Origin of the sequence: Aeromonas sp. R5-4 (assembly GCF_040908215.1) — a bacterium.
Classification (GTDB): Bacteria; Pseudomonadota; Gammaproteobacteria; order Enterobacterales; family Aeromonadaceae; genus Aeromonas; species Aeromonas veronii.
Window position 1 is genome coordinate 42516 of sequence record NZ_JBFODG010000032.1, and the last position, 22697, is coordinate 65212.

Annotated in this window: 20 protein-coding genes; 14 read left to right on the forward strand and 6 right to left on the reverse strand. The window is 59.2% G+C overall.

Annotated elements, in window-relative coordinates; genetic code table 11:
• Window positions 1-57 precede the first annotated feature (57 nt).
• Both AB5Y83_RS16625 and AB5Y83_RS16630 read left to right on the forward strand, forming a co-directional pair.
• Window positions 58-795, forward strand: a complete 738-nt coding sequence (locus AB5Y83_RS16625; RefSeq protein WP_368175556.1) for an HNH endonuclease signature motif containing protein — start codon at window positions 58-60, stop codon at window positions 793-795.
• Between the two features lie 88 nt (window positions 796-883).
• The gene (locus AB5Y83_RS16630; RefSeq protein ID WP_368175557.1) at window positions 884-1456 is read left to right on the forward strand and encodes a hypothetical protein; all 573 of its coding nucleotides are present in this window, start codon (window positions 884-886) and stop codon (window positions 1454-1456) included.
• Window positions 1457-1608: 152 nt separating this feature from the next.
• On the opposite strand, the gene AB5Y83_RS16635 is transcribed toward AB5Y83_RS16630, so the two are convergent.
• The gene (locus AB5Y83_RS16635) at window positions 1609-2454 is read right to left on the reverse strand and encodes a DUF1194 domain-containing protein (RefSeq protein ID WP_236290550.1); all 846 of its coding nucleotides are present in this window, start codon (window positions 2452-2454) and stop codon (window positions 1609-1611) included.
• A 157-nt stretch (window positions 2455-2611) separates the two neighbouring features.
• Here AB5Y83_RS16635 and AB5Y83_RS16640 point away from each other — a divergent pair, with 157 nt between their 5' ends.
• Both AB5Y83_RS16640 and AB5Y83_RS16645 read left to right on the forward strand, forming a co-directional pair.
• Window positions 2612-3379, forward strand: coding sequence for a hypothetical protein (locus AB5Y83_RS16640; protein WP_368175558.1), 768 nt, complete (start codon window positions 2612-2614; stop codon window positions 3377-3379).
• Window positions 3366-3812 carry a hypothetical protein gene (locus AB5Y83_RS16645; RefSeq protein ID WP_101530765.1) on the forward strand — a complete coding sequence of 149 codons (447 nt, stop codon included), beginning with the start codon at window positions 3366-3368 and terminating at the stop codon, window positions 3810-3812. Before AB5Y83_RS16640 ends, AB5Y83_RS16645 begins: the two co-directional genes overlap by 14 nt.
• Here AB5Y83_RS16645 and AB5Y83_RS16650 read toward each other — a convergent pair.
• The 4 genes from AB5Y83_RS16650 to AB5Y83_RS16665 are packed head-to-tail and all read right to left on the reverse strand — an operon-like array spanning window position 3790 to window position 8760.
• Window positions 3790-4266 carry a hypothetical protein gene (locus AB5Y83_RS16650; protein WP_368175559.1) on the reverse strand — a complete coding sequence of 159 codons (477 nt, stop codon included), beginning with the start codon at window positions 4264-4266 and terminating at the stop codon, window positions 3790-3792. The genes AB5Y83_RS16645 and AB5Y83_RS16650 overlap by 23 nt on opposite strands.
• 11 nt (window positions 4267-4277) lie before the next feature.
• Window positions 4278-6812: a hypothetical protein gene (locus AB5Y83_RS16655; protein WP_368175560.1), complete on the reverse strand. Its 2535-nt coding sequence runs from the start codon at window positions 6810-6812 to the stop codon at window positions 4278-4280.
• Entirely contained in the window at window positions 6809-8008 is a 1200-nt protein-coding gene (locus AB5Y83_RS16660; protein WP_368175561.1) for a glycosyltransferase, read from the reverse strand. The genes AB5Y83_RS16655 and AB5Y83_RS16660 overlap by 4 nt, the downstream gene beginning before the upstream one ends.
• Complete coding sequence (locus AB5Y83_RS16665; RefSeq protein WP_201997830.1) at window positions 8005-8760, reverse strand: acyltransferase; 756 nt, start codon at window positions 8758-8760, stop codon at window positions 8005-8007. The genes AB5Y83_RS16660 and AB5Y83_RS16665 overlap by 4 nt, the downstream gene beginning before the upstream one ends.
• Before the next feature lie 299 nt (window positions 8761-9059).
• Between AB5Y83_RS16665 and AB5Y83_RS16670 the strand changes: the two genes are divergently transcribed.
• The 4 genes from AB5Y83_RS16670 to AB5Y83_RS16685 are packed head-to-tail and all read left to right on the forward strand — an operon-like array spanning window position 9060 to window position 14190.
• The gene (locus AB5Y83_RS16670; RefSeq protein ID WP_368175562.1) at window positions 9060-10379 is read left to right on the forward strand and encodes a lipopolysaccharide biosynthesis protein; all 1320 of its coding nucleotides are present in this window, start codon (window positions 9060-9062) and stop codon (window positions 10377-10379) included.
• The gene (locus tag AB5Y83_RS16675) at window positions 10367-11773 is read left to right on the forward strand and encodes an O-antigen ligase family protein (RefSeq protein ID WP_368175563.1); all 1407 of its coding nucleotides are present in this window, start codon (window positions 10367-10369) and stop codon (window positions 11771-11773) included. The genes AB5Y83_RS16670 and AB5Y83_RS16675 overlap by 13 nt, the downstream gene beginning before the upstream one ends.
• Window positions 11770-13041, forward strand: a complete 1272-nt coding sequence (locus AB5Y83_RS16680) for a glycosyltransferase family 4 protein (protein WP_330124601.1) — start codon at window positions 11770-11772, stop codon at window positions 13039-13041. The genes AB5Y83_RS16675 and AB5Y83_RS16680 overlap by 4 nt, the downstream gene beginning before the upstream one ends.
• 12 nt (window positions 13042-13053) lie before the next feature.
• On the forward strand, window positions 13054-14190 hold the full coding sequence (locus tag AB5Y83_RS16685; RefSeq protein WP_368175564.1) for a glycosyltransferase family 4 protein: 1137 nt from the start codon (window positions 13054-13056) through the stop codon (window positions 14188-14190).
• Between the two features lie 45 nt (window positions 14191-14235).
• Here AB5Y83_RS16685 and AB5Y83_RS16690 read toward each other — a convergent pair whose 3' ends face one another.
• Window positions 14236-15282, reverse strand: coding sequence for a diguanylate cyclase (locus AB5Y83_RS16690; RefSeq protein ID WP_368175565.1), 1047 nt, complete (start codon window positions 15280-15282; stop codon window positions 14236-14238).
• 1256 nt (window positions 15283-16538) lie between these two features.
• Between AB5Y83_RS16690 and hybO the strand changes: the two genes are divergently transcribed.
• Genes hybO through hybE form a run of 6 tightly spaced genes read left to right on the forward strand, consistent with a single transcriptional unit; the run spans window position 16539 to window position 22652 of the window.
• Window positions 16539-17672, forward strand: coding sequence for a hydrogenase 2 small subunit (gene hybO / locus AB5Y83_RS16695; RefSeq protein WP_005351450.1), 1134 nt, complete (start codon window positions 16539-16541; stop codon window positions 17670-17672).
• A gap of 2 nt (window positions 17673-17674) precedes the next feature.
• Window positions 17675-18721 (forward strand): hydrogenase 2 operon protein HybA, encoded by a 1047-nt coding sequence (hybA, locus tag AB5Y83_RS16700; protein ID WP_368175566.1) that lies wholly within the window; start codon window positions 17675-17677, stop codon window positions 18719-18721.
• A complete protein-coding gene (gene hybB, locus AB5Y83_RS16705) occupies window positions 18714-19901 on the forward strand; it encodes a Ni/Fe-hydrogenase cytochrome b subunit (RefSeq protein ID WP_058057601.1) in 1188 nt (395 codons plus the stop codon). Before hybA ends, hybB begins: the two co-directional genes overlap by 8 nt.
• On the forward strand, window positions 19898-21601 hold the full coding sequence (gene hybC, locus AB5Y83_RS16710) for a hydrogenase 2 large subunit (protein ID WP_368175567.1): 1704 nt from the start codon (window positions 19898-19900) through the stop codon (window positions 21599-21601). Before hybB ends, hybC begins: the two co-directional genes overlap by 4 nt.
• A complete protein-coding gene (locus AB5Y83_RS16715; RefSeq protein ID WP_236354750.1) occupies window positions 21601-22131 on the forward strand; it encodes a HyaD/HybD family hydrogenase maturation endopeptidase in 531 nt (176 codons plus the stop codon). The genes hybC and AB5Y83_RS16715 overlap by 1 nt, the downstream gene beginning before the upstream one ends.
• Window positions 22113-22652, forward strand: coding sequence for a hydrogenase-2 assembly chaperone (hybE, locus tag AB5Y83_RS16720; protein ID WP_368175568.1), 540 nt, complete (start codon window positions 22113-22115; stop codon window positions 22650-22652). Before AB5Y83_RS16715 ends, hybE begins: the two co-directional genes overlap by 19 nt.
• Window positions 22653-22697 lie beyond the last annotated feature (45 nt).

The window sequence follows — 22697 nt, forward strand, 5'->3', positions numbered from 1 at the left end:
CATTGTGACCGTTTTACTCGGTCATTTAACCAAGATGCTATGAATTAAGGGGGGGCTGTGACAATTTCAGATAAAAATCGTAAAGTTCTTTGGGGGAAATCTGGAAATAAATGTGCTATATGTAGGCATGTTTTAGTTCTGGGTGGTAATGAAATAGATAGTGAATCGGTCATCGGAGAAGAATGTCATATTATTTCTGGTGCTCCAGCAGGGCCAAGAAGTAATCTTGCCTTTCCTAGGAATATGATTGATGATGTGTCAAATCTCATCCTTCTATGTAGAAATCATCATAAACAAATAGATAGTCAGGTTGAAACCTATACTTTGGAACGATTAAGGGAAATAAAGTCTAGTCATGAGAGATGGGTTGAGGATAGACTAAAAGAATATCCAGAAACATCTGAAATACGATTAAAAAGAACCAAGGAAAAAATTCCTCTAAAGTTGCCAATTATGGGTACAGGGAAGGGGCTATTTAATTTAGCTGCTGGTTCATATGGTTTCTACATTGATTATAGTAATGATTTCACTGATGAAGAGTTAGACTTGGTTGCTACCTTTATACAAAACGTCAAAGATTGGGCTGAAATTGCTAATGAGTTAGAGCCAATTGAAAGGATCGATGCATCTAAATCGTTGGATAAAGAAATAAGGGCTTTACGCGAAATGAATATATTCGTATTTGCAGCAATAGAAACACAAAAAATCATCGGAGGCATTGCTGGCGAGGCTTCATTTCCTGTACTTCATCTTTCAGTAAACAAAGGAAATGACGCAAATGTAGTATTTGAATAGTACGCCTGACTGCTCGCGTATTTGATTACGCTTCGCAAATATAATTAGCTGTATTATGAATGTTAATTCTGTATTGGTGGAGGGATTGATGCTTTTAGAGAGATTAGAGAATTCTTTAGATAAAGCATTCAGGGAAAGTCAACAATTTAATTCTGTTCAACCTAGAATTCTTAATTCTATCAGGAGCAAAGCTTGGGTGAAATACCTTGCTGAGTCATTCAGAGATGAATATGACAAGATTGGATACAGAGTTTTTTCAGCAGATTATGTTGGTAATAAAAAAGATTTCAAACTAAATGAATTGCTTTTTGACATTAGTGTAGTAGGTGTAAGAACAATATGTTCAGCATCAAAAAATAAACAGCTAGTATATGTCGAGTGTATGGAGTGGGCTATTGAAAGTGAATTTCAAAAAAATAATAGCCGTGCATCTATAATAGATTTCAGTAAGTTGGTTATGGCTCGATCAAAAAATAAGCTGTTAGTTCTTCCTCAAAGCGCTAAAATTCAGCAGTGGGCCTTGGATAAATTAAATGGGTCTGTTTCTTTTAATGATGCTAATTACTATTTGGCATTTGTTCCTCATCCGGATTGCTGGGATGAAAATATGAGTGTGGAGTTGTATTTTAATGATGGGGAAAATTGGGTGGAAAGTTGCTAGTAAATACTTTTTGCAACTATAGAAAATAATAAAAATTATATACGCTATATGATCTTTTTTTCTACTTCATCTAGTTGAATGTATTTTGAGCGATTTTGCGGCAAAAAATCAGGGAGCCATAGCTCCCTAATCGCAACACACGGGGTGATTAACTAGCCGATAGCTGGCGATTGTTGCCAGTTGGCTTGCTGCGGACGGCCCTGAGATCGGCGCTGATAGCGCCAGGCCAGCAGTAGCGGCATACCAAGAAGCAGCTGGGCGGCCAGCGGGATCTCCTCGATGGGGGCGGCCAGTGCCCCTTCCGGAATAATGCCCCCCTCAATTTCGGCCGCCAGTTTGAGCTCCAGCGCATTACCAAAGTCGGCGAAGGTGGTGGCATTGATCACAAATGCATCCTGACCGCCCGCCACGTTCTCCACATACCACTCTTGCAGTACCCCATCGGCATAGTCCTGACCTATGGTGATGCCGTTGATGGTATCGATGCCGGAGGCGAGCAGTTGATCCCGCACGGTAGAGGTATCCAGCCCGTTGTTCTGGATACCGTCACCTGACACATCCATCACCTGGCGGGCGGCGGTGTAGTTGTTGGTATCAAACTGCTGGGCACCAAAGGCCATGGCCGAACCGGGGGCCGTCATCCCCGCATAGGGGCGGACCAGGGCATCCAGGGTGGCGGCGAAGTTGTTGATGGAGGTCATGTCGTAGAGGTGGAACCAGTCGGTCATCACGCTCTGCTGGGTCGAGCCGCTCCACATCACCATCTGTACCGCAATGGACCCCAGCTTGTCGCCACTGGTGTCGAGGATGGCGCTCTGTACATCCTGACTGTAAAAGGCGTCCACATAGCCCTGTAATTGCAGATTGAATTCCGATGAACTGACGCTGCCCGACACATCCATCAGCAGTTGCAGTTCGGTATCGACTTCGGTCAAGGCGTATGCGGGGGAGGTCACCAACAACATCCCCAGCAGCCCTGCCAACGGTTTGAGTTTCATTGCCCACTCCTTCTCCTTGGCGCTAGTGCCAGCAGGGGGAATGAATAAAGCGTGCCAGCTTTGTTGCATCCTCTGACTTGGCTTGGTCCGGGTGAGGCAGGGCAGGCATGGAACTTGCGACAGCGGTCAAAAGCGCTGATAACCGGCAGGAGTTGCGATGGAGATCCGTCCCTGGCAGTGGGCACCCAACTGGCTGCTACTTGGTTTGGCCAATCAGTGGGGCATGGTGTGGCTCAATATGGGCCACTTCAACCTGCTGGTGGTGTTGCTGATTGCTATCTGGTGGCAAATTGCATCGCGGGTTGCACCGAGCTGGCGCCCGCATCCACTGGCGCTCGCCCTGTTCATCCTGCTGATCCTGATCCCCAGCGCCAGTTGCAAGGCGCTGGCCTGTCTGTTGCTGGTGGCCTCGCTGTGGCGCCGTCATCAGAGTGGCGATGAGCGGGCGGTGTTGCAGATTGTGCTCGCCTTTACCGTGGCGGTGTTGTGGGGGCAGCAGGTGTTTGCGTTGCTCTCCGGCCCTGTGCTGGCGCTCGATGCCTGGGGGGTGGGCCAGTGGTTGCAACTGCTTGGCTGGGAGACTCGCCTTGATGGCAATCGCATCGAGCGGTTGGGGGGCCATGCGCTGATTGTGCTCAAGGGGTGTTCCTCGTTTTCTCAGCTCTATCTGGTGATGCTCTCCTGGCTGGTCTCCTGCTCCTGGCTGGCGCCGGATCGGCCCCTCTACCGGCAGTGGCCCATGTTGCTGCTGGTTTGTCTGCTCTATATCGGGGCCAATCAGCTGCGGTTGGTGCTGATGAGTCTGGATCTGCGCTGGTACGGCTGGCTGCATACCGGCTCGCTGGCCCAGCTCTACCAGTGGGCCATCATGTTGTTGGTGATGACCATCCTCTTTATCCGGGGACGCCGTGATGCATCTATCTAGGGGATATCTGTTGCTGTTGCTGGTGGCGCTGCTCAGTGCTGCCGCCATGGGCTGGCGTTATCAGAACCGGGCAGTTAACGAGGGAGCCAAGCCCATGCTGCTGGAGCTGGTCCAGTTGGGATGGCGCTTGCGGGTGGCTACGCCAGTATTGGGCGGCACCTATGTCAGCTATCAGCTGGCCCATCCTCGTTGTGATGGCCTGCTGCAGGCCATGCTGGTGGCGCCGGATAGCGAGGCGATGTCAGTGACGCTGGCGGGTGAAGGGATGAGTCAGGGGGTGATGTTTTTAGGCGAGCTGCACCAGAGCCCGCCGCTGCTCTCGTACCGTCTTACCCAGGGTTGGCGCAAGTTGTGGGGGCTGGCCCCTTATCCCCTCTATCGGGTGGCTTTGCCAACCTCTTGCCTCGGCCTTATTGCGCCGCCGCTGGGGTGACCGCCCCCGATTCACCGTTTGGCAGAATGCGGATCAGCAAGGTATTGGGGGCCAGCATGGGGTCATAGCGGGGCTCCAGTTCAATGGCGCGAGCTCCCAGCAAGCGGGTGAGGGCAGTCAGCCGCACGCTCGCCATCCGCGCACTCTCCAGCATGTCGGTTTGCAGCCCGGGGCCGCTTACCAGCGCAATTCGGGCCGGATCCTTGCGTCCTAAAAACTGATGCAGCAGCTGCTCCTGAGCCGCTGGCAGTTGCGTCTCCGCTTGCTGGTACTGCAGTTGCAGTTGGGGCTGTTCGGCCAGCTGTTGTTCCCGCAACTGGTTGAGGATCGGCAGGGTCTCATTGACCGGCTCCTGACGGGCGCAACCGGTGAGGAACAGCAGCGGCAGCATCAGAGGCAACAGGCGGCGCAGGGCGCTGTCTTTGGCTGTGGAGCGGGGAGTCTGGTTGGCCATACGCAGTCACTTCAGGAGGATGAGTTGGCACCAGTTTGCAATGTTTTCAATCCCTTGGCCAGTTGTTCAATCTCGCGGCGCCACTGGATCCAGGCGGCAGAGGGCTGTTGCTCTGCCACCTGCCAGCGGGTCGGCAGCTGATCCCGCAGACGCTCCAGCAGCAGGGCGGCTTCCACCTGATAGCGGGCCTCCTGCTCCAGCCAGGCGAGCCAGCGCAGATCTTCGATGGCTTGCTGCAACAGCAACAGATCGTGAGAGAGGCGGTGCGCCTCGCAGGCTTGCGGGCCGAGCAGCATAAAGTCGCTCTCCCGCCCATCGGTGGGGTCATAGGGCAGGGCGGTGGGCATGCGGCCATGCCACTGCAAATAGCCCTCGGCGCCGCTTTGCCACAGATAGAACCCGGCGGCTCTCGGGGTGCCCAGATTGTAAAACCAGGTGGTGACCTTGTGTTGGCGCACCCGGGCCACATCGGCCTTGTCGGCGCCAAAACCTGCGTTGATCAGGGCAATCTCCACCTCTGCCAGCAGACCAACTTGACCCGGATGATTGAAGTGGCCTGCGCGGATCACCGCCGGATCCCGCCGTTTCATCTCCCGCGCCAGGCTGGTGATGGCGGGCAGGGTGGCGAGATCCGGCTCATCAAACAGGCTCCATGCCAGCGGGGGCAAGCCGCTGGCGGTCAGTGCCTGTTGCCGCGCCTGCCACTGATCAAGCTGGCTGGCAGGGTCACTCCCCCAGCGCTTGAGCGGGGTATAGGCCAGCAGGGGCGGCACAAAGCCGAGCCCGGCCGCCTCTCCCATGATCTCCCGCATCCCCGCCTCATCCTGTGGCAGGGCGGGTGAAAGGCCGCTGATCCCGAGTTTGGCGAGCCGCTCCAGATCGCAGCGACTGGCCTCTGCGATCTGCTGCTTTAGCGCCTCGGGGTCGGGGTTCAGCCAATTCAGATACGGGGGGGCTTCGACATAGATGCCGACCGGCTTGCTGGCCGCGGGCAGAGTCAGCGGCAGCACCTCGATAGTCAGCGGTAACTGCACCAGTTGCTGCTGGCTGAGCAGCTGAATATTGCCCAGATAGTGACCGGCAGGCGCATCGCGTGGGACGGTGATCTGCAGTACCAGACGCCGAGGTACGCCTGCCAGCAGGGTGAGTCCGGCGATCCCCTCGACCAGCTCCTGATCCGAGGGGGCTAGCAGGGTGCCGCTCGCCTGCGGGCGAACCAGATGCCACTTGCCGTAATAGGGGGTCAGCGCCAGCGGCGATCCTGCCTGTTCGGGGGGCTGGATCACCAGCAATGGGGCCGGATCGTCGGTGGCGGCGTGGATGGCAAACTCCAGCAACAGCTGGCTGCCACGGGCGGCCAGCACCGGTTGCGCAGCTTGCTTCAACGCATCGGTTGCAGATAGCGGGGCGATCTGCAGGGTTGGGGCGGCATCCGTAATCGGCGTGAGGCTCAGCTGCTGCGAAGCTGGGGCTGGGGAATAGGGGGCCAGAGTCCATTTTTCCAAAAACAGCTGGCGCTGCTTGGTCAGCACGCTTGCGGTAGCGTCGGCCAATACGGCGAGATCTTTTCCACTATTCGGAAGAGCCTCTTTGCTAGTGGGGGCCGGATAGGGGGCAAGCAGCAGCCCCGCCAGGTATTTGGCATCCGGTGAGTGACCCACCAATGTGATAGTGATCGGGCCGCCGGGGTGGTTCAGAGTGACATGAACGGGGCCGCCCTGTCGTGCCCCGAACAGCTGCCAGGGATCCGGGTTTGGCAGTGCCTCGCGAGATTGTCCCGCCAGATAGCGCTGCGTGAGCCACTCCTGCGGTTGCCACTGCTCGGCCCAGATGGGCTCGCCATTGACCAGCACGCTGCGCTCGAAGGGGTGGGGCAGGTACTCCCATTCACCGGGGTCATCGAGCCAGAGGGTGAGCTGGTAGCGCCCTTTGGCCAGGTCCAGTCGCACTCCGTCGAGATTGCGCAGTCCATCGCGCACAAGGGCATCACCGGAGGGGCGCAAGATGGGGGTGGGGTGGCCAATCAGCCGGGGATCCCCCGGACTCAGGGCCTCAAAGCCGGTAAAGCGGGGCGCAGCCGCCGCCCCCAGATCCAGCGCAATGGAGCCCTCAGGCAGAGTCAGACCGGGCTGCCAGTACCAGCGGTGAATGGTCATTGAGGGGGCGTTATCGGCCATAAAGAGATAGAGCTTGGTGAGTTTGTCCAACGCCAGCGCTCTGGGTTGGCTGGTGCGCCACTCGCTCAAGGCAAAGCGCTGGGTGAAGGGGCCGGGGGCGACAATCCGCTCCAGATTGACCCGGCTGCGGTAGTTGACCGAGGCCTCATCGTCGATACGCAGGATCAGGGTTTGCGGGTGGGCGCTGGGATTATGGCCCTCGATCACCAGTTCATCATCGCTGCCTATTGGCCAGTTGTGGGTGCTCAGATCGAGCCGCTGGGGTGTCTGGTTACTGGTTAGGGGCAGCGGGGTCTGCCCCTCCAGCCGGGTGGCGCCCATCGCTGCATTGGCGCAGAGCAGGATAACCAGCCAGAGCCCTCTGCTCATCCGGGCAGCCCCTTTAACCAGTTGTTCAGCTCGGCAGCCTTGTGATCCCAGCTTTGCAGGGCCACCTGCTGTTGGCGCGTGTGGCGCCCTTCGCTGCGGGTGAGCCCCTCCCAGCCACTCTCCTGAAACCAGCCCGGATTGGATTGATCAAAGGCGGCCCGGTTGATGGCCTGGGCCAGGCTCTCTCCATCGTGGGGCAGCTGGATCTGATCCCGATAGCCATCGAGAGCCGGAAAATCGGTGCTGACGATGGGGCGCCCTGCGGCCAGATACTCGCGCAATTTCAATGGATTGCAGGCACGGATCTGGGCGTTGTCGACAAAGGGCAGCAGACTCACCTGCCAGTGCTGGGCATAGGCCGCCAGCGTGTGATGGGGACGGGGCCCCAGCAGATGGATATTGGGGAGCCCCTTGAGGGGGGAGATATCGGTCTGGACCGGGCCAATCAGCACCAGATCCCAATGGGGCAGGGCGGCCGCCGTCTCTGCCAGCAGGGGGATATCAATCCAGTCGCTCAGGCTGCCGTAAAATCCGGCAATGGGGCGGCCGGAGGGAAGATCCGCCGGCCGCTCTCTGGGGGGCATAAACAGCTCGAGATCCACCCCGTGGCTGAGGAGCCGGGTTTTATGGGGGGGAAAGCGGCTGGCCAGCGCGGGGCTGGCGGCCAGAATGAGATCCGCTTTTTCCACCAGTCGGGCCTCGCAGTGAGCGATGGCCTGATGATCCACTCCTGCCTGCGCCGAGAAGTCATCGCCGCAGTAGTAGATGACCGCCCGCTCTTCGAGCTTGCCAATCAGATCGACGGCGCTGGGCAGGGAGATCCAGAGCAAGGGGCGATCCAGCTCGGGCAACTGGCGCCGGATCTGCGCCGCCAGCCAGTGGCCATTGATTTTGCCCGCCAGACGACTGCCCGGCAGTGGCAAGGCGAGCGGCGGCAGAACCCGGGGGCTGCTGGCTTCGGATGGCGCAACCGATTGGCTGCCAGAATGGCGCGCGCCGCGCAGCACGGCCCCCAGTTTGCGGACAATACGGGTGAGATCATGGAGGGTAAAGCGGGGACAGCGCATGCCGATGGAGTTGACCCAGAGCACTTGATAATCGGGCAACAGACGCTTGATCAGGTGTTGGGTGCTGGAGGGGTGCTGGCCCCAATCCTCTCCCAATACCACCAGTTGCGGCAGTGTGTGTGGTTTCATGCAAAGGTCTCCGAAGCGTGTGCGGGGTCGCTGTGATCCTGTGGCTGCAAAGGGCGCAGTACGGTGGCCGGTACACCCGCTGCCAACACACCTGCGGGCAGATCCCGGGTGACGACGCTGCCTGCGGCGACAATGGTGCCAGCGCCTATGGTGACGCCGGCCATCACCATCACCCCGGTGCCAAGCCAGACATCCTGCTCAAGCACAATGGCCCCCACCTGTTCATCGCGATCCGGCAGGCCCCGGGCGCGATCGCGGGCGTTGACCGGGTGCCCCGGGTAGCCCGCCAGAAAGGCACGGCCAGCAATTCTGACGTTATCCCCCAGCACTATCTTGCTGCCCACCGCCAGGGTGGTTTGCCAGCCAATCCCGACATTGCGGCCAATGACCAGCCTTGGTGTCTGGCTCGATGCGCGGCCGCTGATGGTCATGGCGGCGCTGAGGCGGCAGTCGGCACCAATTTCGATGGTGACCGGACCGCTGATATAGGGGATGCCGCCATAGAGATAGAGGCGCGGGGCGGGGGCCGTGAGGCGAGATTGAAACAAGGGGGTCCACCAGAGGGTGCGGGTCAGGGTTGCCAGCGCGTTGCTGCCCAGCAGATAGAGCCGATACAGCAGCCGATGCAGGGGAGGGATCACGGGGAATGACCAGTGGCGGGCACTTTTGGCCAGTCGCCATACCCGGCGAGCCAGTGGTGTTTCCCCCTGTTTGGCCCAGCTTTTCATCCTGTGCAGGTTGATGGTGTTCATGGCGACCTCTCCCTCTGGTGCAGTCCGTTGCTCGCTAAGCAGAAAGCAGGGATCGGGCCAACAGGACGGCCCCAGCGTGATCGGGCCAAATGGGGCTAAGAGGAGGGGCAGATTGCGCTGGTTGGTGCAATTTGCAGCCAGCGTTGTGCAAAACGCAAATGCCAGTCTCATTCTGGGCTTGTTCAGGCCGGTTAAGCCGCGCAGAGAAGCTATCGTCTCTGGGCGGGAGTGAGTGGCGTGGGCTTTGCATTAGCGGTAGCTGATCCGGAGCGGGATGCTTCGGGTGGCTGGGAGGCCCTATGAAACTTGGTGTGAACCAGATTGCCATGCTCTATTACGCCGGCGGCTTGCTCCTGATGAAGGGGATCTCCCTGCTGATGCTGCCGGTGCTGACCCATCTGCTGCTGCCTCGTGAATACGGCCAGCTGGAGGTGCTGCTGACCCTCATCAATCTGGGTTCCCTTATTTTGGGCTTCGGGCTGGTGGATGCCCTCTACCGCTTTGCCGGATTGGCGAAAGATGAGCAGGAGCGCCAGCAGGTTGTGGCCCGCATGTTTGGTCTGGTCTGGCTGATCGCCCTGGCCAGTCTGGTGCTGCTCTGGCTGTTGGCACCTGTGGTGCAAGCCTGGCTGCCGGTGGAAACCCGCCTTGCGGATGTGCGCTGGGTGCTTTGCGCCCTGCCGTTTGAAGGGGTGATCGGCGTGCCACTTGCATGGCTGCGGATGCGCAATCAGGCCCGGCTCTTTTTCGTGGCGACCGCAGGCAAGGCGGTGATCCAGTCGGTGCTGACCGGCTGGTGGCTCTGGCTCGGTTGGGGCGTGAGCGGGGTGCTGGCCTCCGGCACCCTGACCTGCGTTGCACTGGCGCTGCTGCTCAGTCTCTGGCAGTGGCGAGATAGCGGGATCCGCTTTGACTGGCAGCACTATCGGCCGCTGCTGCGCTATGGATTGCCCCTGGTGGTGAGCGGGCTGGCAGGTTTTGCCCTGAGCGGACTGGATCGCTGGCTGCTGGCCGATGTGGTGGGAGAGGCGTTGCTCGCTTACTACGCTGTTGCGGGCAAGTTGGCGCTGGCAGTGGGACTTCTGCTGCAACCCTTTGCCCTCTGGTGGTATCCCCGCCGTTTCATGCTGCTGCGCGAACCGGATGGACTGCGACTCAATGCCCACTACAGCGTGATGGGGTCGGTGCTGGGGTTTGTCACCGCGGGGATTGTCGGGCTCACCGCCCCCTTGCTCATTCGCTGGCTGACACCGGAGAGCTATCACGGGGCGATCGCCTACATTCCGCTGCTGGTGCTGGGTATGGCGGTGCGCAATGTTTCGGACTTGCTCAATGTCGGCTGCTTTAGCGGCGAGAAGAGCAATGCCCAGATGGTGATCAATCTGGGCTGCAGCGCTCTTGGGGTCGCAGGCTTTCTGCTCGCCATCCCCCCCTTCGGGGTTGCCGGGGTGATCTGGACTCTGCTTTTGGTCTATCTGGTGCGGGCGCTGGCCTTTTATCTGGTGAGCCAGCGGTTGCTGCCGCTGCCGTATCGCCTCTCGACCCTCTGGGCCAGTTCCCTCGGGGCGCTGGCGATGGTCTGGCTCGGCCAATGGTGGGCAGGATCATGGCTCGTCTAACGCCAGCCATCTGGGCAAGCGCTATTTGTCTGGTGCTGGCCCTGCTCTGGTGGCGGCTTCCCCATCCCTTGCTGTTGCCGGTGCTCGGCCTTGCCATTCCCGCCATCTGGTTTGCCCTGCGCTGGCCCTTCTTGATGGTGCTGGGGTTTGTCACTTTCTCCTTTTTTCGGCTGCATGAGGTGTTCCCTCAGCTCTATCCCCTCAAGATCCCGCTGCTCTTCTCGCTGGCAGCCATCGGCGCGCTGGTCTGGCACATTTTGCTGACCGGCCGGACCAAGCCCTACTGGAGTCCAGCACTGAGCTGGCTGACGGCCTTCTTTGTGATGGTCTCCATCGGTGTGCTGTTTGCCAGCAACCGGGGCGAGGCGATCGCCACCTGGACCGGCAGCTACAGCAAGATCTATCTGATGACCCTGGCCACCGCCTGGCTGGTGCGCACTCCGGGGGATTTTGCGCTGGCGGTGCGCGCCTTTGTGGTGGCGGGCTGTCTGGTGGCGCTGGTGGCCCTCTACAACAAGGCGAGCGGAATTGGGCTGGTGGAGGGCACCCGGGTGACCATAGGGCGCGAGCTGGGCTCTGTGCTGGGGGATCCCAACGATTTGGCGCTGGTGCTGCTCTTTCCTGCCGGCTTTTCGCTGAGCTTGCTGCTCAATCAGGGCAATGGGGTGGGGGGGCGTTTACTGGGTGGGCTCGGCTTTGCGCTGACTGCGGCCGCCATTATCGCCACTCAGAGCCGCGGCGGCTTGCTTGGCGTGTGTGCGGTCAGCGGCCTGTTTGCCTGGCAGCGGGTGAAGTCGAAAACCCTGCTGATCTCGATGGGGATGGTCGCGCTGGTGGTGCTGTTTGCCGCCGCCGGGATCAGCGATCGGGCATCTGGCGGCGCCGCCGAGAGCGGGGTCGATGCCTCGGCCATGGGGCGGATCTACGCCTGGCAAGCGGCCTGGGGCATGGCGCTGGGCCATCCGCTGGTGGGGGTGGGCTTGTCCAATTTCTATTACAACTACTTCTTCTACAGCCCCCATTGGGATGGACTCAATCATGCGGTGCACTCCACCTGGTTCGGGGTGCTGGCTGAAACCGGCTTTGTCGGGCTGGCGCTGTTTATCGGCATGGTGGCGGTGACCCTGCGCGGTGGCTGGCGTTGCCAGCTTGCTGGCATGCCTCCTGCAGTGATCACTGCGATGCAGGGGGTGATGGCCAGCATGGTTGGGTTTGTGATTTCGGGATCCTTCCTGACCCAGGGCTTTACCTGGCCCATCTATCTGGAATTGGCGCTGGCCGTCGCCGCCATCAAGTACGTGCAGCAGGCGGCCAGAGAGGTGAAGGCCACCTCTGAGGATCATCAGGAGGCAACCCGGTTGCCGGCAGTGCTACCAAAGGGAGCAAGAGGATGAACGCAACCCCTGTTTTGCTGGTTCACTACGGAGAGGACTGGATCCGCGGCAGCGAACGCTGCCTGCTGGATCTGCTGGCCCACCTCGATCGCAGCCGCTTTACGCCGTTGCTCTGGTGCAATAGCCCGACGCTGGCGGCAGAGGTGGCCACCCTCGGGGTAGAAACCATGGTCGAGCCGTTCAGCCTGCTGCTGGGATGGCAGGCGCCCCGTTTTGATCTTGCGGCCCATCGGTGCCTCTCCCGGCGAGCCAGAGAGCTCATCACCGAACGGCAGATTGGGCTGGTGCACGCCAACAGCGCGGCTCCTTGTCAGTGGCTGGCGGGGGTCTGTCGGGCGTTGCAGGTACCGCTGGTGTGCCACCTCCATGCCCGTTATCAGCCCAGAGACAGATTCAGCTTGCGGGTCCATCGGGCAAGTGTGCTGATCGGGGTGAGCGAGCCGGTGTTGACCGGTTGGCGCCAGGATGGCTGCGCGGCCGATCGGTTGATCCGGGTACCCAACGGGGTCGATGCCGCTCGCCTGAATGGCGGTGCTCACTGGCCGGTCGTCGGCATGCTGGGCTTGCCACCGGGGGATATGATCATCGCCACCGTTGGCTCCCTGATCAAACGCAAGGGGATTGATCTGCTGATCCGCTCGCTGGCTGCCCTGATGGCATCGGGGGAGGAGGCTCAGTTGCTGATTATTGGCAGCGGCCCGGAGCGGGAAGCATTGATGGCGTTGGCTGTCGAGCTCGGGGTGGCCGAGCGGGTCCACTTTTTGGGCGAGCGGCCGGACAGTGCCGCTATCTTGCGGGGCGGGGTGGATCTGCTGGTCTCCGGAGCCCGTGAGGAGGTGTTTGGTCTGACGTTGGCGGAGGCGGGCATGTTGGGGCTCCCGGTCAGTGCCTATCGGGTGGGCGGCATCCCCGAAGTGGTGGAGGAGGGGGTGACCGGCTTGCTGGCAACCCCGGGGGATTGGGCCGAGATGGCTGATCACTGGCGGCAATTGAGCAATCCGCAGCGCCGATGTGAAATGGGGCGGGCCGCTAAGTTGCGTGCCGCACAGTTGTTCACGGTGGCGCGCTATGTTGACGAGGTCACGGCGGTTTGGGACGCCGCGCTGGCTGGTCGTTGGCACGCAACGGCCCCCACACCCTTCCGACCACTCATTCATTGGGCGGGGCAACGACTCCTTGCCAGAGGTCGCAATATGCTGGCGAGTGGGATGGCAAGAGTGGCGCAAAAAGTGCAACTGGGGTTTGGCCGCCGCAAGGTGCCAGAGTAAGGGAGCAGCAAGATGAGCATGCAAACTGAGCCGGTGTTTGGAAAGATCATCGTCGTGGATCCCATCCCGTTTCGCGGTGGCTCCAAGGTTGCGACCGAAGTGCTGCTCGATGAGTTGGCCAAGCGGATGCCCGGGCTCACATGCCATGTGTTGACCCAGGATCCCGACTCCTGGTCCCGTTGTCAGCATCATCCTCTTTGGCTGCCCCACATATTGAAGGGGCGGGAGTCCGGCATCGGCTATCTGCTCAAACAGGGGTGGCAGACCCTGCAGATCCTCTGGCTGGTGTTTCGTCTGGGGGAGGTGAAGTGCCTGGTGGCGGCGTCCGGGCCGGGGGTGGATCTCTGCTGTTACTGGGCTGCCCGCTGGTTGCGGTGCCGGGTGGTTCAGCTGATCCATGGCCCTGTGGGGTGCTCGGGGCTCTCTGCCAGAGCCTTGCAACGGGCGAATTTTGTCTTTTATCTCGAATCAACCCGCAGCTCCCTGGCGGCATTGCTGGCCCGGCTTGGCGAGACCGAGTTCCCGTCACACTGGCAGCCATTTACCAATGGTTTGAGCGAGATTGATTGGCCCAAAGCGACCCTGGGGGGGCCTCGTATTTTGTGGGCGGCCTCGTTGCTGCGCTGGAAGGGGCTGGAGACCATGCTGGCCGCCCATCAGATGATCCCTGACGCTCGCCCCGAGCTGATGGTGTGCTATCTGCAACCCAAGGGCACGCTGCAACCCTGCAGCCAGCCTCAGCCACAGCTGCCAGACACGCACTGGTATGCCAACCCCGCCAATCTTGACGAGATCCGATCTCGATGCGGCATTTTTGTCTCCACCAGTCATCAGGAACCGTTTGGTCTCTCCATTCTGGAGGCCATGGCGGCAGGATTATGTGTAGTGATCCCGGCCGATGGCGCCTGGTGGGATCGACACCTCACCGATGACGTGAATTGCCGCAAATATCAGCCAAACGATCCCGGCGATCTGGCGCGGGTGCTGGCCAGCCTCAATGCCATGCCCGACGTGGTCAAGCGACTTGGCCATCATGCTCGCCTGCATGCCATGGTCCATTACAACGCGGCGGATACCTATCAAAGCACACTGGATCAGTGGGAAGGTATGTTGCGATGGGATGCGTTGAGCCTGGCCGTGCATGGTTAGCGCGCAGTGGTTCCCCACGGGGAGGATGGGGGGGGTATGAGGGACTTATGGGCAGACTGGTTGCGGGAGGCTGGGTGACTCCGCCACTCTGATGCAGTTACGGCCGGATGATTTGGCGGTGTAGAGCGCAGCATCAGTCAGTTTTACCAGTTCAGATGGCTGCCAGTGACTCGATGGTCTGAGGCAGGCAACACCCATGCTAACGGTCACCAGACCGGTGGCATTTTGTGCGTGTGGCTGCGCGAGTGCAAAAATCAGCCGCTGGATATGTTGGGCAATTTCATAGGCGGATTGACGCTCGACATGTGGCAACAGGATGACAAATTCCTCTCCGCCGTAGCGAGCCACCAACTCCCCCGAGCGGCGTCCGGATTGCGCCAGGGTATGGGCCAGCAATCGAAGGCACTCGTCACCGGCAACGTGGCCATAGAGGTCGTTGAACTGCTTGAAATGATCGATGTCGAGCATGATGAGCGCAATCGGCATCTCTGTCTGAATACAGCGCTCCCAGGCCTGGTTCAATGAGTTGTCGAACAGACGACGGTTGCCGATGTCGGTGAGCCCGTCGGTATTGCTAAGCGCTTCCAGTTTCCGGTTCGCTTCCGCCAGCTCCTTGGTTCTGAGCTCGATAATGAGCTCCAGCTCATGTTGGCGCTCCTCCAGACTGGTCATCGGGTAAATTTCGCTTTCCCGAGCCGCACTGTAAGGGATGGAGATACTGCTGTGAGCAATTTTCCACGCCATGGCTTCGTGTCGAAAAATCAGCACCAGCCTGGCGGTTCTGCGGGAGAGGATAGGTTCTGATTTCGGTAGATGGATATGAAAGAAGGCGGTGACTGCTACCACATCAGCGGCCAGATCTTGCAGGGATACATCGAGTATTTCCAGGCGGATCCTGCCCGGGATCTGGGCAAAATCGCGGCGGGTTATCCGGATCCACTCATCTTTATCGGTAACCAGAACATCACTGCTGCCGGCAAAGCCGCTGAAATTGTCGCTAAACCGCGTGGTGAGCCGATCATCCCGTGATGAATACATCTCGATGTACTCATCAAACAGTGAGCGGATCAACTGTTCCCGTTCAGTGGTCATTGCGCTGGGCCCATGTGAAGTGGTCACGTTTTTCAAACGTTCGATTGAACTATAGTCAATTATGTCATTTTAATTGGCTATCTATCTTGATTTTTCTCGTTTTTTTGTTCAATTTCCGCACTTGGCAAGTGTCCGTAGGGCCAGCCAGAAACAAGGCTCCATGGCGTGGTTATCAGAGGCAGTCAGGGGGAAGCTTCTCTCTGCAACGGCGGCCGCTTCGGGCTGCATTTCACGAGGTGAGCAGGGCTGTCAACGAGTTCGATCAGGCAAGGTAGTGGCTGGAGCCACTGCTCGGCTGATGATTAACACCCTCATCGTTTGTCATGTTCATCATCATCCCCGCTCATTTCTTTTTGCTGCAGTTGAACAAGAATAATTATCATCTATATCGATGGAGATGGATATTTACGCCCTGGTTAATTAAGCGGGGTGACGTGAAGGTAAATAGTGTGAAGGTGGGCGGTAACATCTGTAACCGGATGAGCGAATGTATCTCGAGTTAAATATGAACACTATGTTGAAGGCAGCCTTCCACCTTGCCTTTTCTCTCACCATTAATTTGAATGCAGATTCATGATGATGCGTAAACATATCCGTGAGCGCGATATTTTACTCACCAGCATCCAAGACAATAAAGAGTGGGGGGAGGTCATACTGATATGCATACCTCGGCGGCATCTTTTCATTAAGCGGTGTTAAACGTCAGGGAGGACAAGCGGGGTTGTGCTGTGTGGGCTCGCAGTAGAACGTGTCGCACTGAAGCGCAGGTAAAATGCAAACTGAAACCAACCGACATGAAGGTAAATCGTGCCGTGCAGGCCGTGCTTGCTACCGGTGGCAGCTGGCCGTGAGACAGTTCTGGTGTGGGGAGGAAAGTTAGGAGGTTGTCCCGTGGATGACTGCATGAAATATGCAATGAGATGAGTAAAGATATATTCAACGGATCATTTATTGGTGGGCATCAGTATTGTGAAATGAGCGGTATAGCCAAGATTTCAATCATGTTAATTTGGCTCACAGTGAAAGAGAGGATATGCGGTGATTAATTATTTAATATCCAATTAAGTTCATAAAATTTACGGTTTTGCTAAATATCCCTTAGGGGGTAATTAATTTCATTTGTGATGTGGCTCGCTATGAAAATAGGGGTAAGCCGGTCGAAATTGATAGAGATCAATACTGCAGGGTGGGTGAGTCCTTAGCATTTCCGCTATTAAGCATTTATCAAACAAGTGCTCACTACGGGAATAAGTAGAATGGTCGAGGATAATTTTTTATCGGCTCATGGGATTAATCGCCGTGATTTTATGAAATTGTGTGCCGGGATGGCCGCAACCCTGGGATTAAGTCAGCATGCCGTCGCCAAGATGGCCACCGCGCTCACCAGCCCCGAGCGGCCGCCGGTGATCTGGATTGGGGCGCAAGAGTGCACCGGTTGTACCGAATCGCTGCTGCGCGCCACGCACCCCACCATCGAAAACCTGATCCTCAACACCATTTCGCTGGAGTACCACGAGGTGCTCTCGGCGGCCTTTGGTCATCAGGCTGAAGAGAACAAGCACAACGCCATCAAGCGTTATAAAGGCAAATATGTGCTGGTGGTGGATGGCTCCATTCCGCTCAAGGATGGCGGCGTCTACTGCATGGTGGCCGGTGAGCCTATTGTCGACCATATTCGCCGTGCTGCCGCCGACGCGGCTGCGGTGATTGCCATCGGCTCCTGTGCCGCCTGGGGCGGAGTGCCTGCCAGCGGCGGCAACCCGACCGGTGCCGTCAGTCTCGAAGAAGCCCTCGGCAATATCAGCACTCCCATCATCAATATCCCGGGTTGCCCGCCCAATCCCCACAACTTCCTCACCACGGTTGCCTACTACATCACCTACGGCAAGCTGCCGGCGCTGGATAGCAAGAAGCGTCCGCTGTTTGCCTATGAGCGGCTGATCCACGAGAACTGCGAGCGCCGTCCGCACTTTGACGCAGGGCGTTTTGCCAAGGAGTTTGGTGATGAGGGCCACCGGCAGGGCTGGTGTCTCTACCATCTGGGCTGCAAGGGGCCGGAGACCTACGGCAACTGTTCAACTCTGGAGTTCTGCGATGTGGGCGGCGGCATCTGGCCGGTCGGCATCGGTCACCCCTGTTATGGCTGTAACGAGCAGGGGGTCGGTTTTAGCAAGGGGATCTTCCAGCTCGCCAAGGTAGAGAATCCGACTCCGAGGGTGGATAAACCCGATGTGAAGATCCAGGAGGGGGGCTATACCTCGCCCACCGCGACCGGCCTTATCGGTGGCGCCCTCGGGGTGCTGGTAGGGGTGAGTCTGATGACGGTGCGTGAACTCGGTCGCCAGCAGAAACGCCACGAAGCCGGGCAGCACCCATCACGGGAGGAGTAGCCGTGAACAGACGAAACTTCCTCAAATTCGCCTCCGTCGGCGCGCTGGCGGCGGGCACAGCCGTACCCGGCACCGCACTGGCGGCGGCCAAGAACAAGCCGCCCATTCCCGGCGCACTCGGCATGCTCTACGACTCCACCCTCTGCGTTGGCTGTCAGGCCTGTGTGGCGGAGTGTCAGCGCCTCAACGGCAACCCGGCCAATCCAGCCGGGGCGCAAACCTGGTCCAACAACGACAAGCTGACCCCCTACACCAACAACATCATTCAGGTGTGGAAGAGCGGCACTGGCGAGCACAAGGATCAGCTGGTGGATGGCTACGCCTACATCAAGAAGCAGTGCATGCACTGTGTCGATCCCAACTGCGTCTCTGTCTGTCCGGTGCAGGCTCTTAAAAAAGATCCCAAGACCGGCATCGTTCACTACGACCCGAGCGTCTGCACCGGCTGTCGCTACTGCATGGTGGGCTGCCCGTTCGATGTGCCCAAATATGACTACGACAATCCGCTGGGGGCGATCCACAAGTGCGAGCTCTGCAACCAGAAGGGGCTTGAGCGGATCGATCAGGGCAAGTTGCCCGGCTGTGTCGAGGTGTGCCCTACCGGCGCCGTCATTTTCGGCACCCGCGAGGAGCTGATGGCTGAAGCCAAGCGTCGCCTGCTGGCGACCCCAGGCAGTGAATATGCCTATCCTCGCCAGACCCTCTCTGCCAACGACCCCTACCTGCACGACGTACCCAACTACCAGCCTTACGTCTATGGCGAGAAGGAGGGGGGCGGCACCCAGGTGCTGGTGCTGGCCGGGGTGCCCTATACCAAGCTCGACATGCCCGACTTGCCGGAGCTCTCCTCCGGTGCCCGCTCCGAGCATATCCAGCACACCCTCTACAAGGGGATGGTGCTACCCATGGTGGTACTGACCGGCCTTTCGGTGCTCATTCGCCGCAACACCAAGAATGGTCACGATCACCATCATGATGATGGCCATGATCAGGGGAGTGCGCAGATCAAGGATCAGGGCACCACAAAGGGAGGCAAGGATCATGAGTAACCACAAGGCGTATCCCCTCGGCGGCAAGCTGGTCAGCTGGCCTGTGCTGGTGCTGGCCCCCTTTGCCGTGCTGTGCGGCATGTTGATCTTGAAACGCCTCGTCTTTGGGTTGGGCTCGGTCACCGATCTGAATGGCGGCTACCCATGGGGGCTCTGGATCTCGTTCGATCTCTTGATCGGTACCGGTTTCGCCTGTGGCGGCTGGGCGCTGGCCTGGGCGGTCTATGTGTTCAACCGGGGCGAGTATCACCCGCTGGTGCGACCGGCCCTGCTGGCGAGCCTGTTTGGCTACTCGCTGGGCGGCCTCTCCATCACCATCGACGTGGGGCGTTACTGGAACCTGCCGTACTTCTACCTGCCCGGTCACTTCAACACCTCCTCGGTGCTGTTTGAGACGGCGGTCTGCATGACCATCTATATCGGGGTGATGGCGCTGGAGTTTGCGCCGGTATTGCTGGAAAAGTTCGGTTGGAAGGCGTCACTCATTCGCCTCAACAAGATCATGTTCTTCGTGCTGGCGCTGGGGGCTCTGCTGCCCACCATGCACCAATCCTCCATGGGATCCTTGATGATCGTCGCGGGGGAGAAGATCCATCCGCTCTGGCAAAGCTACGAGCTGCTGCCGGTCTTTTCGCTGCTGACCGCCTTCATCATGGGTTTTTCCATCGTGGTGTTTGAGGGCTCTTTGGTGCAGGCGGGACTGGCGGGGCGGGGCCCCAACGAGAAGTCGCTCTTCTACAAGCTGACCCAGGTGATCGACATCTTCCTGATCCTGTTTGTGGCGCTGCGCTTTGCCGAGATCGTCATCCACGACAAGTCGGAGTATCTCTCCGAGTTCAACCGCTACTCCATCATGTTCTGGAGCGAGATTGCGCTGATGATCTTCCCGCTGCTGGTGTTCCACTGGGACAAGAGCCGCCGGGATTCGCGCATGTTGTTCCTGGGGGCCCTCAGCATGCTGCTGGGCGCCGCCCTCTGGCGACTGGATTACTCCTTGCTCGCCTTCAACCCCGGCAATGGCTACCACTACTTCCCCTCCGCGGAGGAGGTGCTGATCTCTCTGGGCTTTGTTGCCATCGAGGTGTGTGCCTATTTGCTGTTGATCCGGCTCTTGCCGGTACTGCCATCACTTGAACGTGTTCACCAAGATTATCAGGCCCGAGGGAAAGCCAACGTATGAGCCAACGTATCACCATAGACCCCATCACCCGCATTGAGGGGCACCTGCGTATCGACTGCGAAATCGAAGGCGGAAAAGTGACCAAAGCCTGGTCGTCCGGCACCATGTGGCGCGGGATGGAGGAGATCGTCAAGGGCAACGACCCGCGCGATGCCTGGATGATAGTGCAGCGCATCTGCGGGGTATGTACCTCCATCCACGCCATCGCCTCGGTGCGGGCGGTGGAGAACGCCATCGGCGCCAAGGTGCCGGTCAACGCCCAGTACATCCGCAACCTCATCATCGCGGCCCACAACATCCACGATCACATCGTCCACTTCTACCAGCTCTCCGCGCTGGACTGGGTGGACATCACCGCGGCCCTTGAGGCCAATCCGCGAAAAGCGGCGGACATGCTCAAGGGGGTATCGACCTGGTCCCTCAACAGTGCCGACGAACTGACCAAGGTGCAGGATAAAATCCGCGCGCTGGTAGCGAGCGGCCAGCTTGGCATCTTTGCCAACGGCTACTGGGGTCACAAGGCGATGAAGCTGAGCCCGGAGGTGAACCTCATCGCCGTGGCCCACTATCTGCAGGCACTGGAGTGCCAGCGCGATGCCAACCGCATTGTCGCCATTCTCGGCGGCAAGACCCCGCACATCCAGAATCTGGCGGTGGGCGGCGTGGCCAACCCCATCAATCTGGATGCACCGAGTGTGCTCAACCTGGAGCGCTTGCTCTATGTGAAGAGCTTTATCGACCGGCTTGGCGAGTTTATCGAGCAGGTCTACAAGGTAGATGCTGCCATCATCGCCGCGCACTACCCCGAGTGGTTGCATCTGGGGCAGGGTGCCAAGCACTACCTGAGCGTGCCGGAGCTGCCCACCGATGCCAACGGTGGCAGCTTCCTGATGCCGGGCGGCTATATCGAGAATGGCAATCTGGCGGGTTATCGCCCCATCGAGAGTCATCAGGATGCCTGGCTGATGGATGGCATTGCCGAGAGCAACAAGCACGCCTGGTACAAGGATGACGAGCCTCTCAAGCCGTGGGAGGGCAAGACCGAGCCGAACTACACCGGTTGGCAGGATGACGGCAAATACTCTTGGGTCAAATCCCCCACCTTCTACGGCAAGGTGGTGGAGGTGGGGCCGCTCGCAGACCTCTTGGTGAAGCTTGCTGCCAAACACCCGGAGACGGTGGCGCACTTCGACCAGCTGAACGGCATCTACAAGGCGCTGACCGGTTCCGCCATCAAGACCGAGCAGCTGCACTCCACCATGGGCCGCATCATCGGCCGTGCGGTGCGCTGCTGCGTGCTCAAAGATACCCTGTCAAATCAGTGGAAGGCGCTGGTGGACAACATCGGCAAGGGGGACACTACCGCCTATATCAAGGCGGAGATCCCGGCGGACAAGGAGTTTCGCGGAGTGGGCTTTGAAGAGGCGCCGCGCGGCATGCTTTCCCACTGGGTCGTCATCAAGGGCGGCAAGATCGAGAACTATCAGGCGGTGGTGCCATCGACCTGGAACTCGGGCCCGCGCAATTTCAACGACGAGCCCGGCCCCTACGAGCAATCTCTGGTAGGCACCCCGGTAGCCGATCCGGCCAAGCCGCTGGAAGTAGTGCGTACCGTCCACTCGTTCGACCCCTGCATGTCCTGCGCTGTGCATGTGGTGGATACCCAAAATGGTGAAACGACTCAGGTGAAGGTGCTGTGATGAACACCCTGATCCTGGGCGTGGGCAACCTGCTCTTGAGTGACGAGGCCGTCGGCGTGCGCATCGTTGAGGCGCTGGGGCGCGAATACCGTTTCGCCCCCGGCATCGAGCTGCTCGACGGCGGTACCGCCGGCATGGAGTTGCTCGAAGCGATGGCCAGTCGCGATCACATCATTCTGGTGGATGCGGTGCGCAGCGGTAATCCACCGGGCACCGTCGTGACCCTGAAGGATGAGGAGATCCCGACCCTGTTTGGTCGCAAGATATCCCCCCATCAGCTGGGGCTGGCGGATGTGCTCTCGGCGCTGCACATGACGGGGGAGTCGCCCAAGCGGCTCACCCTGATCGGGGTCGAGCCTGAATCCCTCGAACCCCGCATCGGCCTCACCCCCGTGGTGGCGGCTGCCATGGGGGAGGCGACGGATCGGATTTTGACCCTGCTGGCTGCCGTTGGTGCGCCCGCCATTGCGCTCTCTGAGCAGGAGAAAGCTGAACAAGAGCAGGAGGGCCTATGGCGCAGTCCCATTTAAGCGAGGCTGAGAGAGTGCTGGAGATAGTACCGGAGACAGCGCAGGAGTTTGCCGGTTTTGCCAGCAATCCCTCGCCTCTGCTGGTAGCCCAGTACGAGCGGATCGCTCGCGAAGAGATGCAGGCGTTGCCCTTCTATCACGCCACCATGCCCATTGTGGCGGAGTGCGTGCTGTTTGAAGGACAGTGGCTCGGCTGCGTGCTCACCCCCTGGATGTTGAGCGTGGTGGTGCTGCCGGGGCCGGATCAGCTTTGGCCGGTACGCAGCAACAGCGATCGGCTCGCCCTGCAGCTCCCCTGTGGCAACATGACCTTTATGGTGGGTGAAATGCCCGAGACGGGACAGCTGCTGGCTTGCTCCCTGATGTCGCCGCTCGATCCCCATCTCGGTGCCGAGGAGGGGCGAGCACTGGTGAGCAGCACCCTCAAGATGCTGTTCTCCTTGCCGGTGCAGCAAGGGGCTGGCGGCGTGGATCTGGGTCGCAGACGGCTATTCGGTGCCCGGCGTGCTCAACCGGCATAGTCGCTAGGTTTCACGCGAAATCAAGTTTAGAATAGGGGGCCATTT